At 55.0% G+C, this 19,497-nt stretch carries 17 protein-coding genes; 3 read left to right on the forward strand and 14 right to left on the reverse strand.

Annotation, left to right across the window (positions count from 1 at the left end; genetic code table 11):
* Positions 1–921 precede the first annotated feature (921 nt).
* The 4 genes from Pla52nx_RS25665 to Pla52nx_RS25680 all read right to left on the reverse strand — a co-directional run bounded on the left by Pla52nx_RS25665 (position 922) and on the right by Pla52nx_RS25680 (position 5,643).
* On the reverse strand, positions 922–2,592 hold the full coding sequence (locus Pla52nx_RS25665; protein ID WP_146518769.1) for a solute:sodium symporter family transporter: 1,671 nt from the start codon (positions 2,590–2,592) through the stop codon (positions 922–924).
* 93 nt (positions 2,593–2,685) lie between these two features.
* Positions 2,686–3,789, reverse strand: a complete 1,104-nt coding sequence (locus Pla52nx_RS25670) for a Gfo/Idh/MocA family protein (RefSeq protein WP_146518770.1) — start codon at positions 3,787–3,789, stop codon at positions 2,686–2,688.
* Between the two features lie 243 nt (positions 3,790–4,032).
* Positions 4,033–4,926, reverse strand: coding sequence for an alpha/beta hydrolase (locus Pla52nx_RS25675; RefSeq protein WP_146518771.1), 894 nt, complete (start codon positions 4,924–4,926; stop codon positions 4,033–4,035).
* Between the two features lie 102 nt (positions 4,927–5,028).
* A complete protein-coding gene (locus Pla52nx_RS25680) occupies positions 5,029–5,643 on the reverse strand; it encodes an RNA polymerase sigma factor (protein ID WP_146518772.1) in 615 nt (204 codons plus the stop codon).
* A gap of 148 nt (positions 5,644–5,791) precedes the next feature.
* Here Pla52nx_RS25680 and Pla52nx_RS25685 point away from each other — a divergent pair, with 148 nt between their 5' ends.
* Complete coding sequence (locus tag Pla52nx_RS25685; protein WP_197454341.1) at positions 5,792–8,941, forward strand: protein kinase domain-containing protein; 3,150 nt, start codon at positions 5,792–5,794, stop codon at positions 8,939–8,941.
* A gap of 770 nt (positions 8,942–9,711) precedes the next feature.
* Here Pla52nx_RS25685 and Pla52nx_RS25690 read toward each other — a convergent pair.
* The 5 genes from Pla52nx_RS25690 to Pla52nx_RS25710 form a co-directional block, all read right to left on the reverse strand.
* Entirely contained in the window at positions 9,712–10,251 is a 540-nt protein-coding gene (locus Pla52nx_RS25690; protein WP_146518774.1) for a GNAT family N-acetyltransferase, read from the reverse strand.
* 70 nt (positions 10,252–10,321) lie between these two features.
* Positions 10,322–11,053, reverse strand: coding sequence for a hypothetical protein (locus Pla52nx_RS25695; protein WP_342190260.1), 732 nt, complete (start codon positions 11,051–11,053; stop codon positions 10,322–10,324).
* A 428-nt stretch (positions 11,054–11,481) separates the two neighbouring features.
* On the reverse strand, positions 11,482–11,883 hold the full coding sequence (locus Pla52nx_RS25700; protein WP_146518776.1) for a hypothetical protein: 402 nt from the start codon (positions 11,881–11,883) through the stop codon (positions 11,482–11,484).
* Between the two features lie 409 nt (positions 11,884–12,292).
* The gene (locus Pla52nx_RS25705) at positions 12,293–12,469 is read right to left on the reverse strand and encodes a hypothetical protein (RefSeq protein ID WP_342190261.1); all 177 of its coding nucleotides are present in this window, start codon (positions 12,467–12,469) and stop codon (positions 12,293–12,295) included.
* Positions 12,470–12,611: 142 nt separating this feature from the next.
* Complete coding sequence (locus Pla52nx_RS25710; RefSeq protein ID WP_231741766.1) at positions 12,612–12,989, reverse strand: hypothetical protein; 378 nt, start codon at positions 12,987–12,989, stop codon at positions 12,612–12,614.
* Positions 12,990–14,315: 1,326 nt separating this feature from the next.
* Between Pla52nx_RS25710 and Pla52nx_RS25715 the strand changes: the two genes are divergently transcribed.
* On the forward strand, positions 14,316–14,639 hold the full coding sequence (locus Pla52nx_RS25715) for a group II intron maturase-specific domain-containing protein (protein ID WP_342190262.1): 324 nt from the start codon (positions 14,316–14,318) through the stop codon (positions 14,637–14,639).
* Between the two features lie 133 nt (positions 14,640–14,772).
* Here the strand turns inward: Pla52nx_RS25715 and Pla52nx_RS25720 are convergent, their stop codons facing one another.
* From Pla52nx_RS25720 to Pla52nx_RS25740, 5 genes are all read right to left on the reverse strand, one after another.
* The gene (locus Pla52nx_RS25720; protein ID WP_342190263.1) at positions 14,773–15,045 is read right to left on the reverse strand and encodes a hypothetical protein; all 273 of its coding nucleotides are present in this window, start codon (positions 15,043–15,045) and stop codon (positions 14,773–14,775) included.
* Between the two features lie 227 nt (positions 15,046–15,272).
* Positions 15,273–15,890, reverse strand: coding sequence for a ribonuclease E inhibitor RraB (locus Pla52nx_RS25725; protein ID WP_197454342.1), 618 nt, complete (start codon positions 15,888–15,890; stop codon positions 15,273–15,275).
* A gap of 130 nt (positions 15,891–16,020) precedes the next feature.
* Positions 16,021–16,419, reverse strand: a complete 399-nt coding sequence (locus tag Pla52nx_RS25730; RefSeq protein ID WP_146518779.1) for a hypothetical protein — start codon at positions 16,417–16,419, stop codon at positions 16,021–16,023.
* A 790-nt stretch (positions 16,420–17,209) separates the two neighbouring features.
* Positions 17,210–17,653 carry a reverse transcriptase domain-containing protein gene (locus Pla52nx_RS25735; RefSeq protein WP_146518780.1) on the reverse strand — a complete coding sequence of 148 codons (444 nt, stop codon included), beginning with the start codon at positions 17,651–17,653 and terminating at the stop codon, positions 17,210–17,212.
* Positions 17,654–18,465: 812 nt separating this feature from the next.
* Positions 18,466–18,762, reverse strand: coding sequence for a DUF2314 domain-containing protein (locus Pla52nx_RS25740; RefSeq protein ID WP_197454343.1), 297 nt, complete (start codon positions 18,760–18,762; stop codon positions 18,466–18,468).
* Between the two features lie 200 nt (positions 18,763–18,962).
* Here Pla52nx_RS25740 and Pla52nx_RS25745 point away from each other — a divergent pair, with 200 nt between their 5' ends.
* On the forward strand, positions 18,963–19,223 hold the full coding sequence (locus Pla52nx_RS25745) for a hypothetical protein (RefSeq protein ID WP_146518782.1): 261 nt from the start codon (positions 18,963–18,965) through the stop codon (positions 19,221–19,223).
* The last annotated feature ends 274 nt before the right edge of the window (positions 19,224–19,497 follow it).

Genomic DNA, 19,497 nt, shown 5'->3' on the forward strand with positions numbered 1-19,497 from the left:
GGCGAATGCGAGGGAGGGGGCGTTTCTGAGCAAGTCAATGCGACGGGAACTTCAAAGCGTTTGGCGGGGGCACGCTATCGACTTGGAAAGTCGAGCGACGATTGTCGTTCGACTTTCCAAGTCGAAAACGAACACCACCATCCGGCCAAACTGGCCGTCAGGCCACGGGTTTTATGAACTGAGATGGATGCCGGACGTGCAAGACCCGGCCGCTGACGCGTCGCCGCTCACGGCGTTTGTTAGCTTCAGCCGCTTGGACTGCTCAAAGTCTGGTGTTGTGTCTTTTTGGGTTTGCGCAAGTTTATGTCCCTACTGCCGGCGCAGCTGGTGTCACCAGTGAGCCTCAGGCGCTAGCCGTGGGCCTGAGGCGGATTGTGGTGCCGGCCCACGGCTAACGCCTGAGGCTCACTTTGATTGCGATGCAGCGGGGGCACGCTATCGACTTGGAAAGTCGAGCGACGATTGTCGTTCGACTTTCCAAGTCGAAAACGAACACCACCATCCGGCCAAACTGGCCGTCAGGCCACGGGTTTTATGAACTGAGATGGATGCCGGACGTGCAAGACCCGGCCGCTGACGCGTCGCCGCTCACGGCGTTTGTTAGCTTCAGCCGCTTGGACTGCTCAAAGTCTGGTGTTGTGTCTTTTTGGGTTTGCGCAAGTTTATGTCCCTACTGCCGGCGCAGCTGGTGTCACCAGTGAGCCTCAGCCGGCTAGCCGTGGGCCTGAGGCGGATTGTGGTGCCGGCCCACGGCTAACGCCTGAGGCTCACTTTGATTGCGATGCAGGGAACGAAAACATGGACAGAAAAAACAATGTCAACCCCAAACTTTGAGGAGTCCAGCACAAGCCGTTTCACGCAGCCGTGTTGCGATGACCGTAGTGAGTCGCGTGAATCATCCGGGCTAGCCCGGATGATTCATCAGCGTGCAAAGAAGGCGTAGACGCTGACCGCCAGCAAAATCAACGCGGCTCCGACATACGGAGCTGGTTTCCACGGTGTCAGGTCGACCGCCCCGGCGTCCCGCTGAGTGTACGGACTGTCGCGTCGAAGTCCGGCGGCGGAGAGAGCGAGTTGCAAGAGAATCAATCCGAGAAACACAACGCCCATGTAGTGGTAACCCGAGTGAAAGGTGTCGATCAACCAACCTTTCGATTCCCCTGCCTCTTTTCCCGGAAAGAACGTTCCCAAAGACATCGCCACCAGTCCGACAACGAGCGTGATGATCGCTGACTTGCCGTTTGCCGTGCGGTTGACCAATCCGATGATCATGATCGCCAGGATGGGAATGAAGTACACGCCGTTGAGTTTCTGAAAGAAGCCAAAAATCTTGTCTTGTCCATGGAAAATCGTCGGCGCGGCAACCACGGCGAATATGCCTACCAGCAAACTACAAATCTGGCCAGAACGGACAACCTGCTTGGTTGTCGCATCGGGCTTGATGAAACGCTTGTAGACGTCCAGCGAAAACATCGTCGCGCTGGAGTTGAGCACCGAGTTGAATGTCGAAAGAATCGAACCGACCACGACGGCAGCAAAGAAACCGACCAAAGGTCTTGGCAATACTCGGGTGACCAAAGCACCGTAAGCATTCTGAGCGTCGACATCGGTGGTGGGATTTCCACTGTCGTCGAGTTTGTATCCGACCAATTCCCGAAACGATTCGTCCTGGGTGACCAGATAGGCCGCGATGATGCCAGGCACGACCAGGATCATCGGCGCCATGATTTTAAAGAACGCTGCGAGCAAGACGCCCTTCTGACCCTCCGCCAAGTTTTTGGCACCGAAGGTACGTTGAATGATTTGTTGGTTGGTCGACCAATAGAAAAAATTCAACAGCAGCACACCGGTGAACAAGGTGGGCCAAGAGACGTCTTCGTCATACTTGCCCAAAGAGACGAACGCGTCGGGGTTCTGGTTCTGGATGTGTGTGAACGCTTCCATGATGCCGCCTTCCGTGCCGGCCACGGTTGCCAATGCGAAATAGGTGATCAACAAACCACCAATCAACAGCCCCGCGCCATTGAACGTGTCGGACACTGCGACCGCTCGCAACCCTCCCCATATCGCATAAGCACCGCCGACCACCGCGATGAAGATGATGGTTGTCCAAATCGTGGGCAGCTCTTCCATCCCCAAGATGCTCTCCAAGTCCAACATTCCCGAGAGTCCCTTGGCCCCCAGGTACAACACAAACGGCAACAGGATCAGCATGTAGGCGATGACAAAGATAAATGTCGTGAAGGTCCGGACGCCACTGCCGTACCGCTCTTCAAAGAATTGCGGAATCGTTGCGATGCCGGATTTCAGGTAGCGGGGCAGGAAAATCAACGCCAGGGCAACGAGCGAAATGCCCGCGACCACCTCCCACGCCATCACCGACAGGCCCTCAGTGAACGCACCGGCATTGAGTCCGATCAACTGTTCGGTAGATAGATTCGTCAGCAACAACGAACCGGCGATAAAAACACCGGTCAGACTGCGTCCCGCCAGAAAGTATCCTTCGTCGGTCTCATTGCTGCTCCCACGCGTGACCCACCATGTGGCGACGGCAACCGCGGCGGTGAAGAGCAAGAACGTAGCAATCAACATGGGAAATCTTTTCCGAAAAGGGAAGGAGGGAGGGAGGAGAACTGCACGCGATAGGTTCACACAATCAACGAACAGGCTGGGAACAAGAAAGTCTTATGGCTGAACAGGACGACCGTCCGACACATCACTTTTCCGACACGCGTCCAAGATCCGCTGAGTCTTGATCGCCAACTCGGGATACAGCGGATCTCGTTTGCCGCTGAGGACCAAATCGTTGAACGTTCGCAGCATCTTGACCTCCTGGCTGTTGGCCTCGCCCGATGCGTACTCGGGGATCGAATGAGCGACCGTTTCTCGGCGAAAATTCCAGCGGCAATTGTCGATTTCCAACGTGTTGGAACTCGTCGTCCAATGCGCCATCGAATCGTAAAACGGCAACACAAAGTCTTCGATCGCGATGTAGCCTTTGTCGCCGGAGACGCTGACACGCTGATGATTTTCCGTCAGGAACGAGCAATAGAATCCAGCCGAAACACCATCCGGAAAGATCAGCTCGCCCGACATCTCACCGGGGACGCAATGCGGACTGTTCTCGCCCTGCAACGGCGTCAGCGTTCGTGCGGAAACGCTGGTCGGCATGACAAGCCCGTTGGCTTGCAAGATGAACCGAATGCAGTACCAACCAAGGTCTCCCAAACAACCATGCGTTTCCAGAACGCTGTCCACACGGATGTTGCTCTTTTGAAATTCGGCATCACCCGCAAAGGAAAAGTGAGCGTTGATGCGTCGCAGCTTTCCGACCGTGGTGCCGTCTCCGATCTGCTGCTTGACCTTTGCCAATCGCTCGGAATGGTCAAACATCACACCGTCCATGAATTGCACGCCGGCGTCTTCGCACGCGGCGATGATCTCGGCGGCGTCGGAGCTGTTGTTGGCGACAGGTTTTTCGATCAAGACATGTTTGCCAGCAGCCGCCGCCGCAATCGCCCATTCCTTTCGTAAACCCGTGGGCAAGGGAATGTAAACCGCGTCGACATCATCGCGTTCCAGCAAGCCCTCATAGCTGCCCACGGCTGAGACATCGCATCCGGCCGGATACTCGTCGTTGCACTCGTCGATAAAGGTTTGCGCGCGGTCCGCTGTCCGGCTGGCCACCGCGGCAACGCGTCCATTGCCGCTGAGGCGAATCGCTTTCCAGTTTTTGCGGGCGATCGCTGCGGTACCAAAAAATCCCCAGCGACACTGCTTATTGCTCATGTTTCTTGCTCTATCTCAGCCGGAACCATCGTGATTGAGTTGCCGCTGACCATTCGAAACAATCCTTAAACCGCCCGCGATTGCAGGACCATTACAGAATCGAAACACAACGTCAGCAAACTGTGACGCAACAGGATAGCAAGAAAATCGTCCGTGTGAGCAGGGTTGCCCCTCGTTGATCTCGGGTCTCACGACAGATTGATCTTGGGTCTCACGACGGCGACAAAGAATCTCAGTCGGGCCTCATTTGTCCAAGAGGTTTTTCTTGACAAACTCTGTCGCCCGGCCGGTGACCCCATTGCCCGCCCCGGCAACGCCGTGGTTGCCGCCGGGAATCACCACCAAAGTGGATGATGCACCGACAGACTCCAGCTCTTTGTGAAGCGCCTCGGCATGTGCCAGCGGAACAATATCATCGGCGTCTCCGTGCACTTGCATCACCGGCGGATCATCTTTACTGGCGAAGGTGATCGGCGAAACGTCTGCCATCAAGCTTTCCTGCATCTCCGTCGCGGGCGTCCCCGGCGGATAACCGATCAACTGCCGGTACGCGGGGTGTCCGTGCTGGATCGTTTTCAGCAACTCCCAATCGGTCGGTCCAGCGAAACTGACGGCACATGCCACCCGTGATGATTGCCGCGCCACAGGATCGGCCGATTTCGGGTCGGCAACGTCGTCGTGCAATGCGACATAGGCGGTCAAGTGCCCACCGGCCGATCCTCCAGTCACACCAAGGAGTTCCGGATCGATATTCCACTTCCCGGCATGCTGACGCACAAACTGAACGGCACGCAAACAATCGTTGACTTGAGCCGGATGCGTTTTGACTTGTGTGAATCGGTATTCCACCGACACCACCGACAACACGCCATCCTCCACGAACTTCTTTAGCCAAGCCGGCACGTGATTCTTGGAGCCCGCTTGCCAACCTCCGCCGTGAATGAAAATCATCGCCGCTGTCGGTTTATCTGATTTCGCCAGATAGACATCCATTTTCTGGGAGGGATCGTCCTCGGCGTAGGCGATGTCGCGATGAGTGGGTTGAACGTTTTGCGTTTGTGCGGAAAGCTCACTGGGCAAAGCGATGGCGAGGAGGGTGGTCCAGAGGATGGACAAGGCAAGTTGATTGAGTTTCATGAAGCACCTGGATAACGGAAACGGGATTTGTTGGTGGTCGGTCGATAGGATCACGAGTGCAAATGGGCTCGCTGGGTAAATGGGCTCACTGGGTCAATGAGCTCACTGGGGCAGTTCCGCCATGCGTTGACGCAGGCGTCTCAGTACTCGGGACTTTGCTTGGTAGACACTGGCGATGTTCAGCGCTAGTGTTTCTGCGACCAACGCCGCGGGTTTTTCTTCCATGGTGGTTTGCCAAAACGCCTGCCAAGTGATCGCTTCGAATTCTTGCTCGACACTTTGCAATACTCGGCGAATCAGCAAGCCCTCGACACCAGTGGTGTTGATCGTCGAATCCAATAGGTCTGGTTGATGCTGTAGTCTTTGCCAAGCGTCCGTGCCGCCGATGGCGTGAGCACGCTGAGACTCTTTACGAAAATGATCACGAACACGACTACGGGTGATCGTGGCCAGCCAGGCTCTGAAACTGCCCGTTTCCCGCTGGCGTTCGAATCGTGCGATGCCACGCGCCACCGACGCAAAGACATTTTGGACGATGTCTGGCGCGTCTTCGGACGACACGCCGGCGGCTCGGCACCAGCGATACACGACCGGTCCAAACGTCCCCGCCAAGCGACTCCAGCTCTCCGGTTCCATCGCCTTCACTCTGTCCAGCAGCAACGAAGATGCCGTCGGGATTTCGGGAGACGGCGGCTGTGACGAAGGTTCTCGGCTCATGCGACAGATTCTAGCAGATTCTCGACTCCTGAATATTTTTTCTCAAAGTGCTGTCAGACCCTTTCGTTCTTACTGTTGCCGGTAATCACCGGCCCCGCCACTCGTTTAGGCACCTCACTCGAATATGCTGGTACGCAAGGAGAATGAAATGATGACCGCCACCCAATGCCCGACGCCCGATCTGCTGCGAGACATGACGTTGGGGATCCTGCCCGGCACCGAAAGCGACGCATTGCTGGAGCATTTGAAATCCTGCCCGACTTGCCAGTCCGAACTCGAAACACTGGACAAGACCGAGGATTCGCTGATCGCGGACCTGAGAAGCAAAGAACCATCAAGTTCGCAAACGGGTGACCCGGAAAACGAACCCGCATGCAGTGTCGCGGTGGCCAAGGCACTGGGAGCTTTGGCAATCGCCCACCAGTCCCGCTCCAATGATGAGCTGGAATTGCCTCATTCGATCGGCGAATACGAAATCATCGCTCCGTTGGGACGGGGCGGCATGGGAAATGTCTTCCTCGCCCAACACACCAAACTTGGTCGCCAAGTCGCATTAAAAGTCATCGCGGATCATCGGATGCTGGATGCCCATTCGCGGGAGCGTTTTGAGAACGAGATGCGAGCCACGGGGCGACTGAGCCATCCCAATATCGTCACCGCACACGACGCTCGAGAAATCGATGGCACCGCCGTGTTGGTCACCGAGTACATCGACGGACTCGATTTGAGCCAACTGGTCCAACGCATCGGTCCGCTCTCGGTCGCCGATGCCGCGGAAATCATCCGCAAGACCGCGGCCGCGCTGCAATACACCAGCGAACAAGGCTACGTGCATCGCGACATCAAACCTTCCAACATCATGCTGAGTAGCACCGGCGAAGTCAAACTGCTTGACCTTGGCCTGGCCCGCTTCAACCCTCCCAACAACGACGCCGCGCACATGACCGGCACAGGGCAGACGATGGGGACAGCGGACTACATCGCACCGGAACAGGTGACCGACAGCCGAACCGTGGACATCCGCGCGGACATTTATTCGCTCGGTTGCACACTCTATAAACTGCTGACCGGACAAGCACCCTTTGGCACGCAAGCTCATTCCACTGCGTTTGCCAAAATGAACGCGCACGTTTCCGAAACACCGCCGAGTGTTCGTGGCTTGCGAGACGATGTGCCGGCTAAGCTGATCGCGTTGCTGGATCGGATGATGGCCAAGGATCCCAGTCATCGTCCGGCAAAACCACTCGAAGTCGCACAGCAGCTGGCGGACATTGCGGATCGATCCGATTTGCCACATTTGATCACCCGCGCCGTGAAGATGACCGCCGCGAATGAAGACCCCGTGCTGGAATCCACAGCGTTGGCGGGCGCATCGCCTGCTACTCAAACTTGGTTTCGCAAGCCACGACCGACCTACGTGGCGATCGCCGCGGGCCTGGGGGGAATCGCCGCAGGGCTGCTGCTGGGTATCTTGATCACCATCGAGTTCCCCGATGGCAGAAAAGTCGTTGTCGACGCACCCGAAGGAACTCGCGTGACAACCCAGTCGACACCGAACATTTCGGAGTCGACCGATGGAACCGCTCAGACGAACCCCAATGTCACTCCTGTTCCAATAACAACACCTTCCCCGCTCGCGTTGGCGATCCAAATCTTGCCCGCCGATGAAAATGGCACTTCCAATCCGAACTACGAAAAGGCACTCACCGAAATTCGCAAACACGACACATCCGCCGGTCCAATCGCGACCCAATACGGCACGTGGTACAGAGTTGCCAACGACTCCGTTTCACAAGGTACTCTCGACTATTTGGGACAAAAGTATGTGTTGGTCTCCAACGCTGCCGATCAACGAATCGATTGGACCCAACTCCGCACCCACGTCACCGCAGTCCAGTCTTCGGGACTCCCGATGCAAATCGATCTGAGGTTCGATGATACTCTGGCGGCAGAAATGAAACGATTGACGCAAGCCAATATGAGGCGATCGCTTGCGATCATCGTCAACGATCAAGTCATCTCGTCGCCACGGATCATGAGTCCACTGAGCAATGCGATCAGCATCACGGGAAAATTCTCACAAGAAGAGATGATGAGTTTGGGAAACGCATTCGCGCAAGCCAACCCAGACTTTATGGTGCCCCCGCAGTTACCACTTGGCAAGAAAAAGACGACGGCGAAAGAAAAGCTGCAAGGAGTCTGGTGGCTGTCGGTGGCAATAAAGAACAATCAACAAACAACCAATGAGAAAGGTGGTTTGATCTTTGACGGAGGTCAAATCGCATTGTTTAGCGACGCAAATCAACTGATGGGCACTGTTGAATTGATTGATCACCGAGACAGCGCTAGTGAAATTGATATCACCATCCAGAATGCGAATCAAACCGCAAAAACACTCAAAGGAATCGTAGAGTTTCATGGCTCATCGCGTGCCACAATCGCGTTAAACGAAGAAGGCAAACAACGCCCCACTTCCGTTACCCCCTCGTTGCTGGAACCCAGCGTTGACGTCACCTGGGTTTTGGATCGCATCTCGGATATCCCCAAAACGGAGCAAGAGTTTAAAACTCTAGCCGAAAAGGCGAGACAGGGAACTTCAAGACAGGGGGAAATGGCCCAGCTCATCTTGAGTGGAATGAAGGCGTTGGGCACGAAACTCGATTCGACAATTGACTCAACCATCGATCAGCAAATGAAGGCCCGCGCAGCCGGTGCAACGCTGAGTCGTCACCTGAAACAAATCGGAGTCGCGTTTCACAAGTACCACGCTGATCACAAAAGCTTTCCCGCCTCCAAAAACATCCCAGCCGATCAAATCGAAATGGCCACCAAGGATCAACACCCACACAGTTGGCGTGTCGCACTCTTGCCGCTACTGGGATTCTCTGAATTGCATGATCAGTATCGTTTTGATGAGCCCTGGGACAGCGAAGCAAATCTGAAACTCCTGGATCAAATGCCGGAGGTTTACCGTAGCCCCTTCCAACCCGATGATCAAACGACAGGGCATACGAACATTCAAGGATTCGCGACGGGAGACAGTGCGATGGGGATCGACAACGGAGTCGGTTTTATCGACATGAGGGACGGCACGTCGAACACCGTGTTGCTGGCCGAAACGACCGACAGTGTGCCTTGGACCCAACCACAAGACATCAACGGAGAGCCACAGTTGCCAGAGGACCGGGCGATCTACTTGTTGATCGCAGACGGCTCGGTCCAAGTATGGCCAAAGCCGGACACCGAACGACTGAAAAAGATGATCACACGTGCCGGCGGCGAATTCATTGATCGCTAACATCATTTTGCCACCAGGTGATCATTGGCGAGTAATCGTAGGTCATGCTGTGAATGACACAATCCGGTGCGTCCATCTTCACGCTCGGTCGCCTGGATTCGGGGAAAACTCTTGGTGACATCCGGCGAATAACGCGAAGCCCAGGATCGTGAGTGGAACGAAGTATCGCATGATTTTTCTCGAATGAGAATCGCCTGCTCCGCCAAATCGTCCCCTCTTCGACTACCTCAATCTCGTTTCGCATCGGGGACAAATTTTGCAAGTCGAAGCGACTTGTCTTAGGCAATTGCGGCATGAAACCGTGTACGCACGATCCAACTCCTCGAATTTCAGTGCCCGGCATGCCCTCACGATGGACGACGAGATTCAAGAGAACTCCCAGAAACGCACAAATCAGACCGGCGCGAACCGTGCGAAAGAAAATGAATCGCCAACCGACGAAAGAACGAAGCAGGGCGGGTTCGGAAATCATGATTGAAGCTGAACACCAGCAAGGAGCTGTTTCAGTCGGGCAATGGAATGCGATCGATGGAGGACAGGGTTGTGTGATTGAACTCACAGGTTGTTAAGAACCTCGCTCGAGAGAAAACTCTCGACCAATCAACGCGATAATGTCTTCCACCGAATGACCGTTGACGTCACCGCTGTCGTCTGATCGCTTCGCTGTGACTAAACCAATCGTGCGTTTGCCTACCAAGGTATTTGACTTCGTTTGCAGGCGTCACGACTGCGGTCACCAAGCCGCCGCCAAAGAATTATTGTTCAAAATTTCACCTGATCAGCGGCTTGAGTTGATCGCTTTGTTTGGCTGCCGGCCCATCGACGAACAACGCCATGCAGATATCATGAGCGTATCCTGTTTCCAGCTTGATCCGATTCCAGAGTTCGCCTTCGCGAATGAATCCGAGCGATTCATAAAGGGCTATCGCTCCTGGGTTGGTTGATCTTACTCGTAGCTCGATCTTTTCGACCAAGTCGGACTCTCTCGCCCATTGGATGGCGTAATCCATGAGTGCCCTCCCGTAGCCTTTTCTAGTGTGTCCAGGATGCACAACGATGGTCAACTGAGAGACATGGCGTGTCGAAGAAAGGGAAAGGGGTTCCAAGAAGAGGTGGCCAACTGGGAGCCCGTCCAACTCGACAACGATGTACAGGCCGCCTGTGCTGAGCTTCTGGATTTTGTTTCGAAATGCGCTCACAGGGATCTCGCCAGGCATCGCCGCAAGCAAACCTTCCTGCGCCGCAGCCGTGTCGTACTCTGCCTGAGCCAAAATCTCGGCGTCTTCGATTCTTGCTGAACCTATGAGCATATTTGGTCGTCCAACGCTCAGATCATCTGCGGCGGTGGTCTGTTGTGGTAAGGGACAGTGACACCCGCGATTATCTGTTGCTCTCTGAACGCTGCGTGATATTTCCGACAGCTTGTTGCGACAGCTTGGCGACAACTGCCCGATCAGGATATTTCAAAGAAAGGTCTTGTAGCTTTGAAACGTCAACGGCATCACCGATAGCACCCAGTGCGCCAAATACACGCATAAGCAGTCCGTTGTTCGGTTCGCTACTGTTACCATCAAGCTCCGACGCAACAATATCGTAAAGTTGACGTTTGATTGAATCTGAAACCGGCGGCCCTGCTTTCGTTAGACCAGCTGCTGCCAATGCTTGCAAGTCAGGCTGGGTCAGAGCCGCGGAGAAAGCGACTAATGTTCGCTCCCTATCGTGGTTGAGTCCAGCATTTCGCAGTACCTGCAGGGCGTCTTGCCGATCAGATAGGGTGCTGCCATTCCGTGTTTGGTCGATCCATTGCGACAAAGTCTGGCCACCGTGGATTTCCTGCTCGGGGCCAACTGGAGCGGAGTCCTCCGACGGTGGATCGGATGCGGCATCTGATTCCATCTTCGTGCCCAACTGCGCGCTGCCATTTGCCGTCCTCGCTGGTGCATCAACAGCCGTATCCGTACAACCGATTGCGAAGAGAAGGACTGTTACCAGAGGGAAGTGGGGCAGTGCCGTGTGCATGTGTGACAAACTCATAGACAGAACGACTGCGTTGACCGAGCAACGCCATTTTGGTTTCCATTTCAGTACATCTGATGCGATGCTTCGGTCCAACGTACGGTTCATCGAGGGGGGGTGGGCGGTCGAAGCAACCATCGGCATTTCCGCATCAGCCGGCGTACCGACAGTGCGAGTATGAATCAATTGATCAGCTACGCAATGTCTGCCGAATCTTTAGTAGCGATTGCCGAATCATCGCTGCCGATTTCGGGGGAAAGCGGAGAATTGCATCCACTGCCGTCCAAAACGGCATACTCGATTTGAAGGTATCGTCGTCACTCATGACATCATGTTCATCCTTGCCAGCGTATCGAGCAATCCGTTTACGGAACGACGCTGGTTGGTGAGACGCGGCGACGGGAGATGGCGACCGTGACGCTGAACCGTTGCGATATGCGGGCGGCGGCGACTGACTCGACCACTGCGAAAACGGAGACCACCGCCGCTCCGTATCATCGCATTGTTCGTTGCTTCGCCGCAGTTTAGCAGCCAAATTTTTGGACCCGTACTCGCTCGCCAATTCGGTTGTATTCAAACAATATTTCGACGTTCCTTTCGCGTGATTCCCACAGGAGCCGCAACTCTCCGATCGGGCAAACAATGACGGATGACTTCTTAAAGCCAACATCAGCATTTCTCCCCATTGCTCGGACGCGCAAGACAGCTACATCAGCTTCGCCTTCGGCAAGCTCGCCTACTAGCTTGTCTGTTGGGCGTCTTGCACGGATCTCGGAGATCGATGCCACAAAAGCCAAGCGATAGACAACTTGATGGTTAGTTTCGTCAAACCAGTCCTGTACCCGCTGCATGTGGTCGCGGACTTGAGCCGATGGCTCAATAGCCGGTCCAGCATTCGGAGCCGAGCTGCCTGCTTGATCCGGCACAGTCGCTGGCGGCTCTCGTGCGGGCAGGCACGCTCCGCTTACTACAACGGCGACCGTCGCAAGTAGCGGCAAGTAGGGCTTGAACACGCTTTGGGGCTCCATTTTGCTGCAACGAACTTCCAGGATCACGGCGCACGAACCGGCTGGTGACCAATAGGTAACGGCGCCTTGAGTCCTGCCTTGCATCCGTTTGTTCTGTCGTCTTCCGTGGCGGTAACGTACTGCCGGGGTGCAACCATTGGATTGTATCGCATGCTCGGACCGCTCCGCAATTCAAGCCATGGTTTCGCTCCTGATTTTGTCCCGCCAACGACGAGGCCGAAGTCGGATGCCGAAAACGGGCTGTGACACGCGATCCAATGGCAACGAATGTTTCGAACACTGGGGCGTCCGCGCACCATCTCACGCGTTACTGTTCTGCAATGCGATTCGCCTTCTCCATTGCGGCATCATAGATTGCACGTTGCTGATCCCGTTTCGCCGAGAGCTGCTGTAATACGGACTGAACTTCGTCTGGAGTCTGCCCAAAGCAATGAGTCGCCAGCACCACAGTCAGGGTGAATGCAATGATCGGTCGAATCTGCAATCGGTCGAATCTGCAGATGCGTCATTTTCTACTTCTCAGTCGGCGATCGCTAGGCATCACGGGGGACGGACAAACAATTTTCCACCTCAAAAACCCCACAAGCCGTCCTCCCGTGAATGTCATGGTTCTGACTCTGCTGGAGCTACTGGGCGACGTTGGCGAGAAGTCCAGCGTAGCAAAATGCAACAAGCGAGTGTGGGACAAACATTAGCAAAATGCGATGCCATTTTCGGTAATTCACGAACGCAGGGACTGCTGACAATCCACCGATAAACAGGCCGTAGGCATAATAGGTGGCGACCTGTTCGCTTTCGCCGAGATCATTGAAATAGTCGCAAAGGAAGAGTGTCGTAGCGAGAAGAAGGAGAGGAACGAAGCAAACAGTCAGTTGAAGCGGGATCGATCGGTAGAACGCACCAATCGAAGCACCGATCCCTACAAACACAACGACGAAGGGAACGGCGATCAAACCCAGGTAGGCGTCCTCGTCAAGAAGAAGCGAAATGGGTGAGCCAAGCATCGCGGTTGAACCGAAAACGGCAAGACCTAGAGCCGAGAGTCCCGCAGAAATCCAAGTTGCAACGGTTGCGTCGAGTATCCAGTGCGTCGGCCACCTCCGCTGAACGGTGGTGCTCGATGATGATGATGTCGATTCGTACGGATTCAGTGAAACACCAAGATTGAGATTCAATTGAATGGCAGAACGCGGAGATCACCCAGCCGAGGCGGTGGTCTCTTGTGGTACGCAACGACGACACCCGCGGTTTGGGTGCAGTACGACCAACAAGGACGTGATCTTGTCGGATGAAAGTCCCCTGCACTGAGTTCCGGTAACTTCCAGTAGGAGACAGGATACCAAATGTAGATCCGAAAGAAGAGAGCACGAGGCCCTGTCTCGAAGATGCCCGGCAACTGCGGAGAGGCGATAAACCGTGGGGAGGAAACCTGCGGATGTGTTCGTAAAGGCGGCTCTGGCCTGCGGAACGTGCGGTTCAACGAAAACTGAATCGGACGGAATTCCCATGGCTACTCGTGCCGTCCACATCCACGCCAAGACCCGTCGCCCGCGCGGAGCTTGCAGTAGCGAGCTTGCAGTAGCGAGCTTGCAGTAGCGAGCTTGCAGTAGCGAGCTTGCAGTAGCGAGCTTGCAGTAGCACGGTACAGAAATCATATTGAGGCCGATGACCCTAGGTGAGCTGGCTGCTGACAGCGAAACCGACCCGGAAAGCTGGGCACAGGTAGATGTGGCCCAACAAGCAATGAATACAGTGACGGGGACAGATCACGTGTCCGTGAAAATCGACGGTCCCCATCGACCAAACGGACGTCCCTTATTTCGGGAGGACTTCATCCTGCGGCCGCTAGTAGAGCTTGCTCCAACGCGGGGTGGGCCGTGGTAACACGAACCCACGATCGAAGTCGGCAGCAGAAGGCATAGGAGTGACCCGCCGAGTCCAACGGCGACACAAAGGCCTGAACGTCACAAGACAAGGAACGAACCACCGATGAACTTTGATGCTTCCTCGCTCTCCATCCGGGCTTGACCCGGTGGAAGCAAGACTGATGAGCTACAAAGAAGCAGTCGATTCGCTTGGCTCCCCTCCGGCCTCGTGCCGGTGGTAGCAAGGACGATCACTGGCCATCTCAAGTCGCGTTCGTCCCCTTGCCAGTAGCGCCAAGCCAGTGGGGAGATGAGTTGCGATTGGCCTGCGGTGTCGTAGCCAGTCAGTCAGATTCACCACCGGCACGAGGCCGGTTGGAGTCTGGTCAAATGGAACGAATGGTAACAGCTATGCCGAAGACTTCGTGATCTTCACGAAGGCCGTAGCGGTGTCGCAACGCGTGTATGCGACCGTCCAACGCACGGGGCTGGTTAGGGTACTTTGCGTTGGATCAAGTGAAGACAACGTTCACCGACTTGGACAAATGCCCCAACCCGATCAAAGCGGATCGTCGGGGCCGAGCCTGTTACTGGAAACAGTGGCGGAAATCGAAGACCCGGCTGCGGAATCTGATGTCGCTGGGCGTGTCTTATCGTGTCGCTCCTGGCTTTGCGATGAGCGGCAAGGGCCCGCGTTGTTTGGCAGACAGAGCGTCTTTCCACGACGTCTGGCGTCCAGCTCGCTTTATCCAACGAGTACCTGGCCGCCGAGGGCTTGTTTATTCTTGAAGAGTGCTGGCTATCGCTTGCATCCTTGAGGCGAAACGCACCGCATTCATCGATCTTGGGCGGACCCGCATGCTAGGTGTTGTGAGAGGGGCCCGGGCAACTGGGCTCCTATCTCGATGCCCATGGTTCGTCGTCATTCGTTGCGTAGGTGGATTACCGTTGATTCCTCTCCGCGTAGCAGTACCAGTTTATCCGGTACGGGATCGGGAGCCAACCAAACTTCATACGGAGGACCTTCGCGTTCGGACCAGATAGATCTGTAGTCGAGATCAGTCAAACCTTCGATGTCCACACGCGGCTCTGTATCAACATGCGGTCCCTTCAGTCGCACAACGAGCTTACGCTCTTCCTCGATCCACACTTCGAGCGGCGTGTAGGGACCGAGTTTGGCATCGTCAGCGATCACGTATTCAGCCAACAGTATGCCGCGAGACCGGGCATCTTCGACCGAATACGACGATGATCCTCTTCGGTGACTGCAACCAACGCAGAAGAGCAATAGCGAGATTGCGACTAACGCGCGATACATCATTACACTTTCATCGACAAACGACTAAAACCACCCGGTTGCCGCCAAGAGACTTCGACTTCAGGAAACGCCCGGTCCGCAACTCGGTTGCATTTATTGGTTCGTCAGCTTTTTTGCCGTACACCCCAGCCATCAGCGTGGCCGTTGTATTGTTCAGCGATAATCGCAAGTGTTTGTTCGGTAGTATTGATGGCATTTAGAGTTGGGACAAGCTCTACTTGGATTTGAACGTCATACCCGCCGGACTCATCGTTTGGTTCGATGGAAACGACATTGAACGACTTTTGGCGTGCCTTGCGCCCCATGATCTCAGCATCATCCTTTGTTTTGAATCGGTGCCAAAAGTCGATTGCATGGACTGCATTCATTTCCATACCAGCATTTGCCATGCGTTTCAGTGTATCACGGTTAGCGTTGTTGCTATTGTTCGTGACTGAGGCGGATTTTGTGATTCCGAATCCGGCAAGCCCGAAAAACCAACGAAGCGTTAAAAACACAACTGTGGTTACGGCGATGATGGTCAGGCAAAAAATCATGCCAGCGGCAAGGTTCAAACCATTTCGACGGATCATTGCACTACAAGCAAGATACGCTACCCCGCCGCCCACGGCGAGCGACGAGAGGCTCACGAACCAACCGACAATCGTAAACCGACTGAAATCGATATCGAGTTCATTTATCGCAGTGCCAATTCTCTCAGCGATGTCTGGTTTGTCACTCATGCCTACTCTACGGAGATTCACGGTTGCTGACGATCGGCGGTCGTAACCGGGCGTCCGCGACTGACTTTCCATTTGAAAACACGCTGCCGGTCGCTCCGGTTCACGACATGGTTACGACGTTTTGATCGGTTCAATGGCATGCAGATGTTTGAGTCGCGTCGTCCGCGTCGTCCGCGCCGTCCACATTCCGGTGCCCCCGTGAATCCAGGTTCTCGGCCTTACGATAACGCATCCATTCTTTGTCCAGTCGTTTCAATTCTTCGTCGGTGATGGCGTCAATCTTTTTCAATGCAAAAAGAAGAGAGCGTGGCGAAATCGGCAGCAACGTCATGGCATGTTTTACGCCGCAGGACAGACACATCATCATCGGTGACCGAATATCCCGTTGATCTCGAATGTCTGTACGGAGGGATGTCATCCGCTCGCAGAACGCGATGACTTCACTCCAGGCCGGATCGTTGGCCCAAAAGCGGTCCAGTTCGGTGAGCATTTCCGGAAACCAAGCTCGTTGGGCGTCACCGGATGGCATGTTAAAGTTCCCTTCAAGTCGTAACGGCAGTCGTCACCGAGGACCGCCAATGTAGTTTCCATTTCTAAACGTGCCATGCGGTCTTTCAGTTCATCGCATGGTTCCGCAAATTCTTGGTTACCAAGATTTGGACGATCGTCGCCATTTCCTGTCGGACTCGTCGGGAGGTAGCCATAGCCTTGGTACGTCTGCATCACCCAAGGTAACGCCTGGATTCGCAAACGAAAGCATAAATCCCGATTCGTGCGGTCGGACAAGACACAGTATACCGGACATTTGTCCGTCGAGCGTTGAGAACCAACTGTGAATGAGATTTGTTTTCATACTCTGGCGTTCTAGAGTTGGTGTTACGATACTTGACGAGCGTGGAATTCCGCGTTTGTCGATACTCGTAAGGCATTTCGCAACAGCGCCACCAACGAGATCAGGGATTGCACAAAGGTCTTCTGCCCGCCTGCCGTCATCAAATTTCCCTGCAACCCCAAGTCGAATCTGTGGCATGCCGAATAGATATTCGTTCAGCTTCCCATTCCGATAACACGCCGGGGCGGTCAGCCAGTAAGAACGTCAAGAGTTGATAGCCTGATGACTGATGGTCGCCAGAATAGTCCTCTTTGCCCAGGACATCGCGATCAGGTCGGTCAAACCCTTGGGACTCGCCAGGGGATGTTGCTCCGTGAAAAGGTTGAAATCTGCCCAGTTCACATAGCTGCTCTGGCTTCGACGGCTCAAGTGGCGTTTCGCCATCCGACGAACCTTGCTGTGGAACACCATCAGCATCGGCCAATTGTCATTTCCTCTTCAGTTTGAAATTCCCGGCTCGCGATCGGCCGCAGTAGTGAGTGAATCCGAGGAAGTCGAATACCGCTGGCGCGCCTTCACCCAGTCGCTGGCTATCGCGACGGGCAAAGCGGCCAAACTGGATCAACTTGGTCTTCTCCTCGGCGATTGATAACGAGAACCAGGCAAGTCGCTTGGGCAGGACCGCTTGGTATCTCCTCGCATCTGATTCCAGCTCGAGGCCGCACACGAAATCATCGGCGAAACGCACCAGGTACGCTTCACCGCGAAGCCGCGGCTTGACCTCTCGCTCGAACCACTGGTCCAACACGTAGTTCAAGTACACATTGGCCAGCAGCGGGGAGAGACTCGCCCCTTGCGGGACACCGTCTTCGGTTGCCGTCAACTTGCCATCGATCATCACGACAGCGCGTTGGACAAGTTTGTCCGTCACTGAGTACGGCCGGTGCCAAGTCTGAATCGCGTGAAATCCCGACCGCCTTCCCTCGATCGATATTACTCGACTTCGTTCCACTTGATTGGCCTTCAAGCTTCAACGGTAGTATTCGGTCGTCCGAATCCCTGAGTGTCATTTGTCTTCGTCGCTTATTCCACTTCTCGGACATACTCACTCGACCACGATTGGAGATCGCGGATCGATCAAGAACTTCAGGGTCTCACCGGTTACCTGACTGACGTGATGTGTAGCGCGCGTGAGCCGACCAAGGTGAACAGCAAGCGTTCTTCGGGCGCCGACTCCGGGTCTCTCCACGAAGCTCGCCAGTGACGCGTCGCGGAGTGTTGCCTTGGGGCATGCACAAACCTTGGGCACTGTAATCACCTGATTGGGGCCAACAGATACCAAATTTTGGAGCTATTCCCGTCCACAGCCGCGCACACCACCCACAGTCCATTCATCCTCACTACCTTTCTGCCTGTCTCGATCCCAACAGTCCAGTGCTTCAACGACTGACTTCGACCACCAGTCCTATACAGCCGCTGCAACACTCAATACTGGACCTGTGGCTAGCAGCTACCCAGGCGGGATCTCCCCCCGCTCGTCAATCAGACCTTGCCAGTCCGCACGTGCATCCCATTGCTCTGCAAGCTCTTTCGATTTGCAACGGTTGTCCCCGTGCTCTTGCAGGCCTGATTGAAAATCGCTTGCGCCCCTAACAAACTCCTCATCGCCTGCCGTAACCGGGCACGAACGGAAGACTTTGATTTCAGTTGCCGCGTGAATGAGTGCTCCGGTTCACGGCTTTGTTATGCATCTTCTTCGAGAACGGCCATTACGTGCAGCGGATGAAAAGAGATCGTGTCCCCGCATTTCAGTTTATCGAAATGGTGTGGATCATTCTCGACGGTGCCGACGTAGTAGCCATCATCATCAAGGTCAGTAATGAGAACCCACATGCGTTCTGTTTCGTGATCGTTTCGCTCTGCGTCCTCCGCTGCAAATCGAAAGAGCAGCTTAACGTATTCACCAACCGAAAGATCATCCAACTCGTTGGATTCGTTGATCAGGTTGATTCGATGCGACCATCGAACACTGGACTCCAACGCGGGCTGCTCGATGGGGTGAGCGTCTCGGAGAGACGCAGATTCGTGATGTGGTGTGTTGGGGTTCGTGCCCCCTCATCCCCAGCCCTTCTCCCCCAGATCCTGACTCGCTGGAAGCTCGCCAGGATCCGGGGGAGATGGGAGCCGTGGTGGGAAGATCGGTGCATTACCGGCATTCGCGAAATCCGCGTGACCGCAGGATGCATCGTCACCATTTGCATGAGGACATCAGCACCACGATGATCTACCTGCACTGCTTGAATGACCCTGAAAAGAAAGTGGTCAGTCCGCTGGATCGACTCAATGAGCGGAACGCGGAGCAGAGTGAAGTGCAAGCGAGTGTTCCGGAGCGGATGGCAATGCCGGAGGGCAATCTCAGGATGCCCGAAGCGGACCTGGAGGGAGTCCCATCTAACGAATTCAACAGTATCTGTCGCTGCCTCCGCAGCTTGATGGGGTGATTGTCGGTTGGACGTGGGGCTGACGCCCCACGCTTTATGCTGTCGCTGCTTCCGCAGCTGGAAGCGGTCGCACGCAGAGGAAGCACAATAACTCAGGGCGACGCTGCGATCTGCTCTGGGCTTTTTGTCATTTCCCTTTGGGACGGAATCGATTACGTCCAGAGGGACGTGAATAATTCCCACCTTCTCGCAGAGACGGTGCTACGTGATCCACTGAAGAAACCGTGTGGCTTGTATGGTGGTTGGTCGAGGCCTTGCGGGTCTGTGACATCAT

The organism is Stieleria varia, assembly GCF_038443385.1.
Taxonomy (GTDB): Bacteria; Planctomycetota; Planctomycetia; order Pirellulales; family Pirellulaceae; genus Stieleria; species Stieleria varia.

Bases quoted from the DNA above. Each gene is read 5' to 3' on its own strand.
- Pla52nx_RS25665 (WP_146518769.1), bottom strand. From the start codon at position 2,592: ATGTTGATTGCTACGTTCTTGCTCTTCACCGCCGCGGTTGCCGTCGCC.
- Pla52nx_RS25670 (WP_146518770.1), bottom strand. From the start codon at position 3,789: ATGAGCAATAAGCAGTGTCGCTGGGGATTTTTTGGTACCGCAGCGATC.
- Pla52nx_RS25675 (WP_146518771.1), bottom strand. From the start codon at position 4,926: ATGAAACTCAATCAACTTGCCTTGTCCATCCTCTGGACCACCCTCCTC.
- Pla52nx_RS25680 (WP_146518772.1), bottom strand. From the start codon at position 5,643: ATGAGCCGAGAACCTTCGTCACAGCCGCCGTCTCCCGAAATCCCGACG.
- Pla52nx_RS25685 (WP_197454341.1), top strand. From the start codon at position 5,792: ATGATGACCGCCACCCAATGCCCGACGCCCGATCTGCTGCGAGACATG.
- Pla52nx_RS25690 (WP_146518774.1), bottom strand. From the start codon at position 10,251: ATGCTCATAGGTTCAGCAAGAATCGAAGACGCCGAGATTTTGGCTCAG.
- Pla52nx_RS25710 (WP_231741766.1), bottom strand. From the start codon at position 12,989: ATGCTTGGCTCACCCATTTCGCTTCTTCTTGACGAGGACGCCTACCTG.
- Pla52nx_RS25715 (WP_342190262.1), top strand. From the start codon at position 14,316: ATGCGACCGTCCAACGCACGGGGCTGGTTAGGGTACTTTGCGTTGGAT.
- Pla52nx_RS25725 (WP_197454342.1), bottom strand. From the start codon at position 15,890: ATGAGTGACAAACCAGACATCGCTGAGAGAATTGGCACTGCGATAAAT.
- Pla52nx_RS25730 (WP_146518779.1), bottom strand. From the start codon at position 16,419: ATGCCATCCGGTGACGCCCAACGAGCTTGGTTTCCGGAAATGCTCACC.
- Pla52nx_RS25745 (WP_146518782.1), top strand. From the start codon at position 18,963: ATGCATCGTCACCATTTGCATGAGGACATCAGCACCACGATGATCTAC.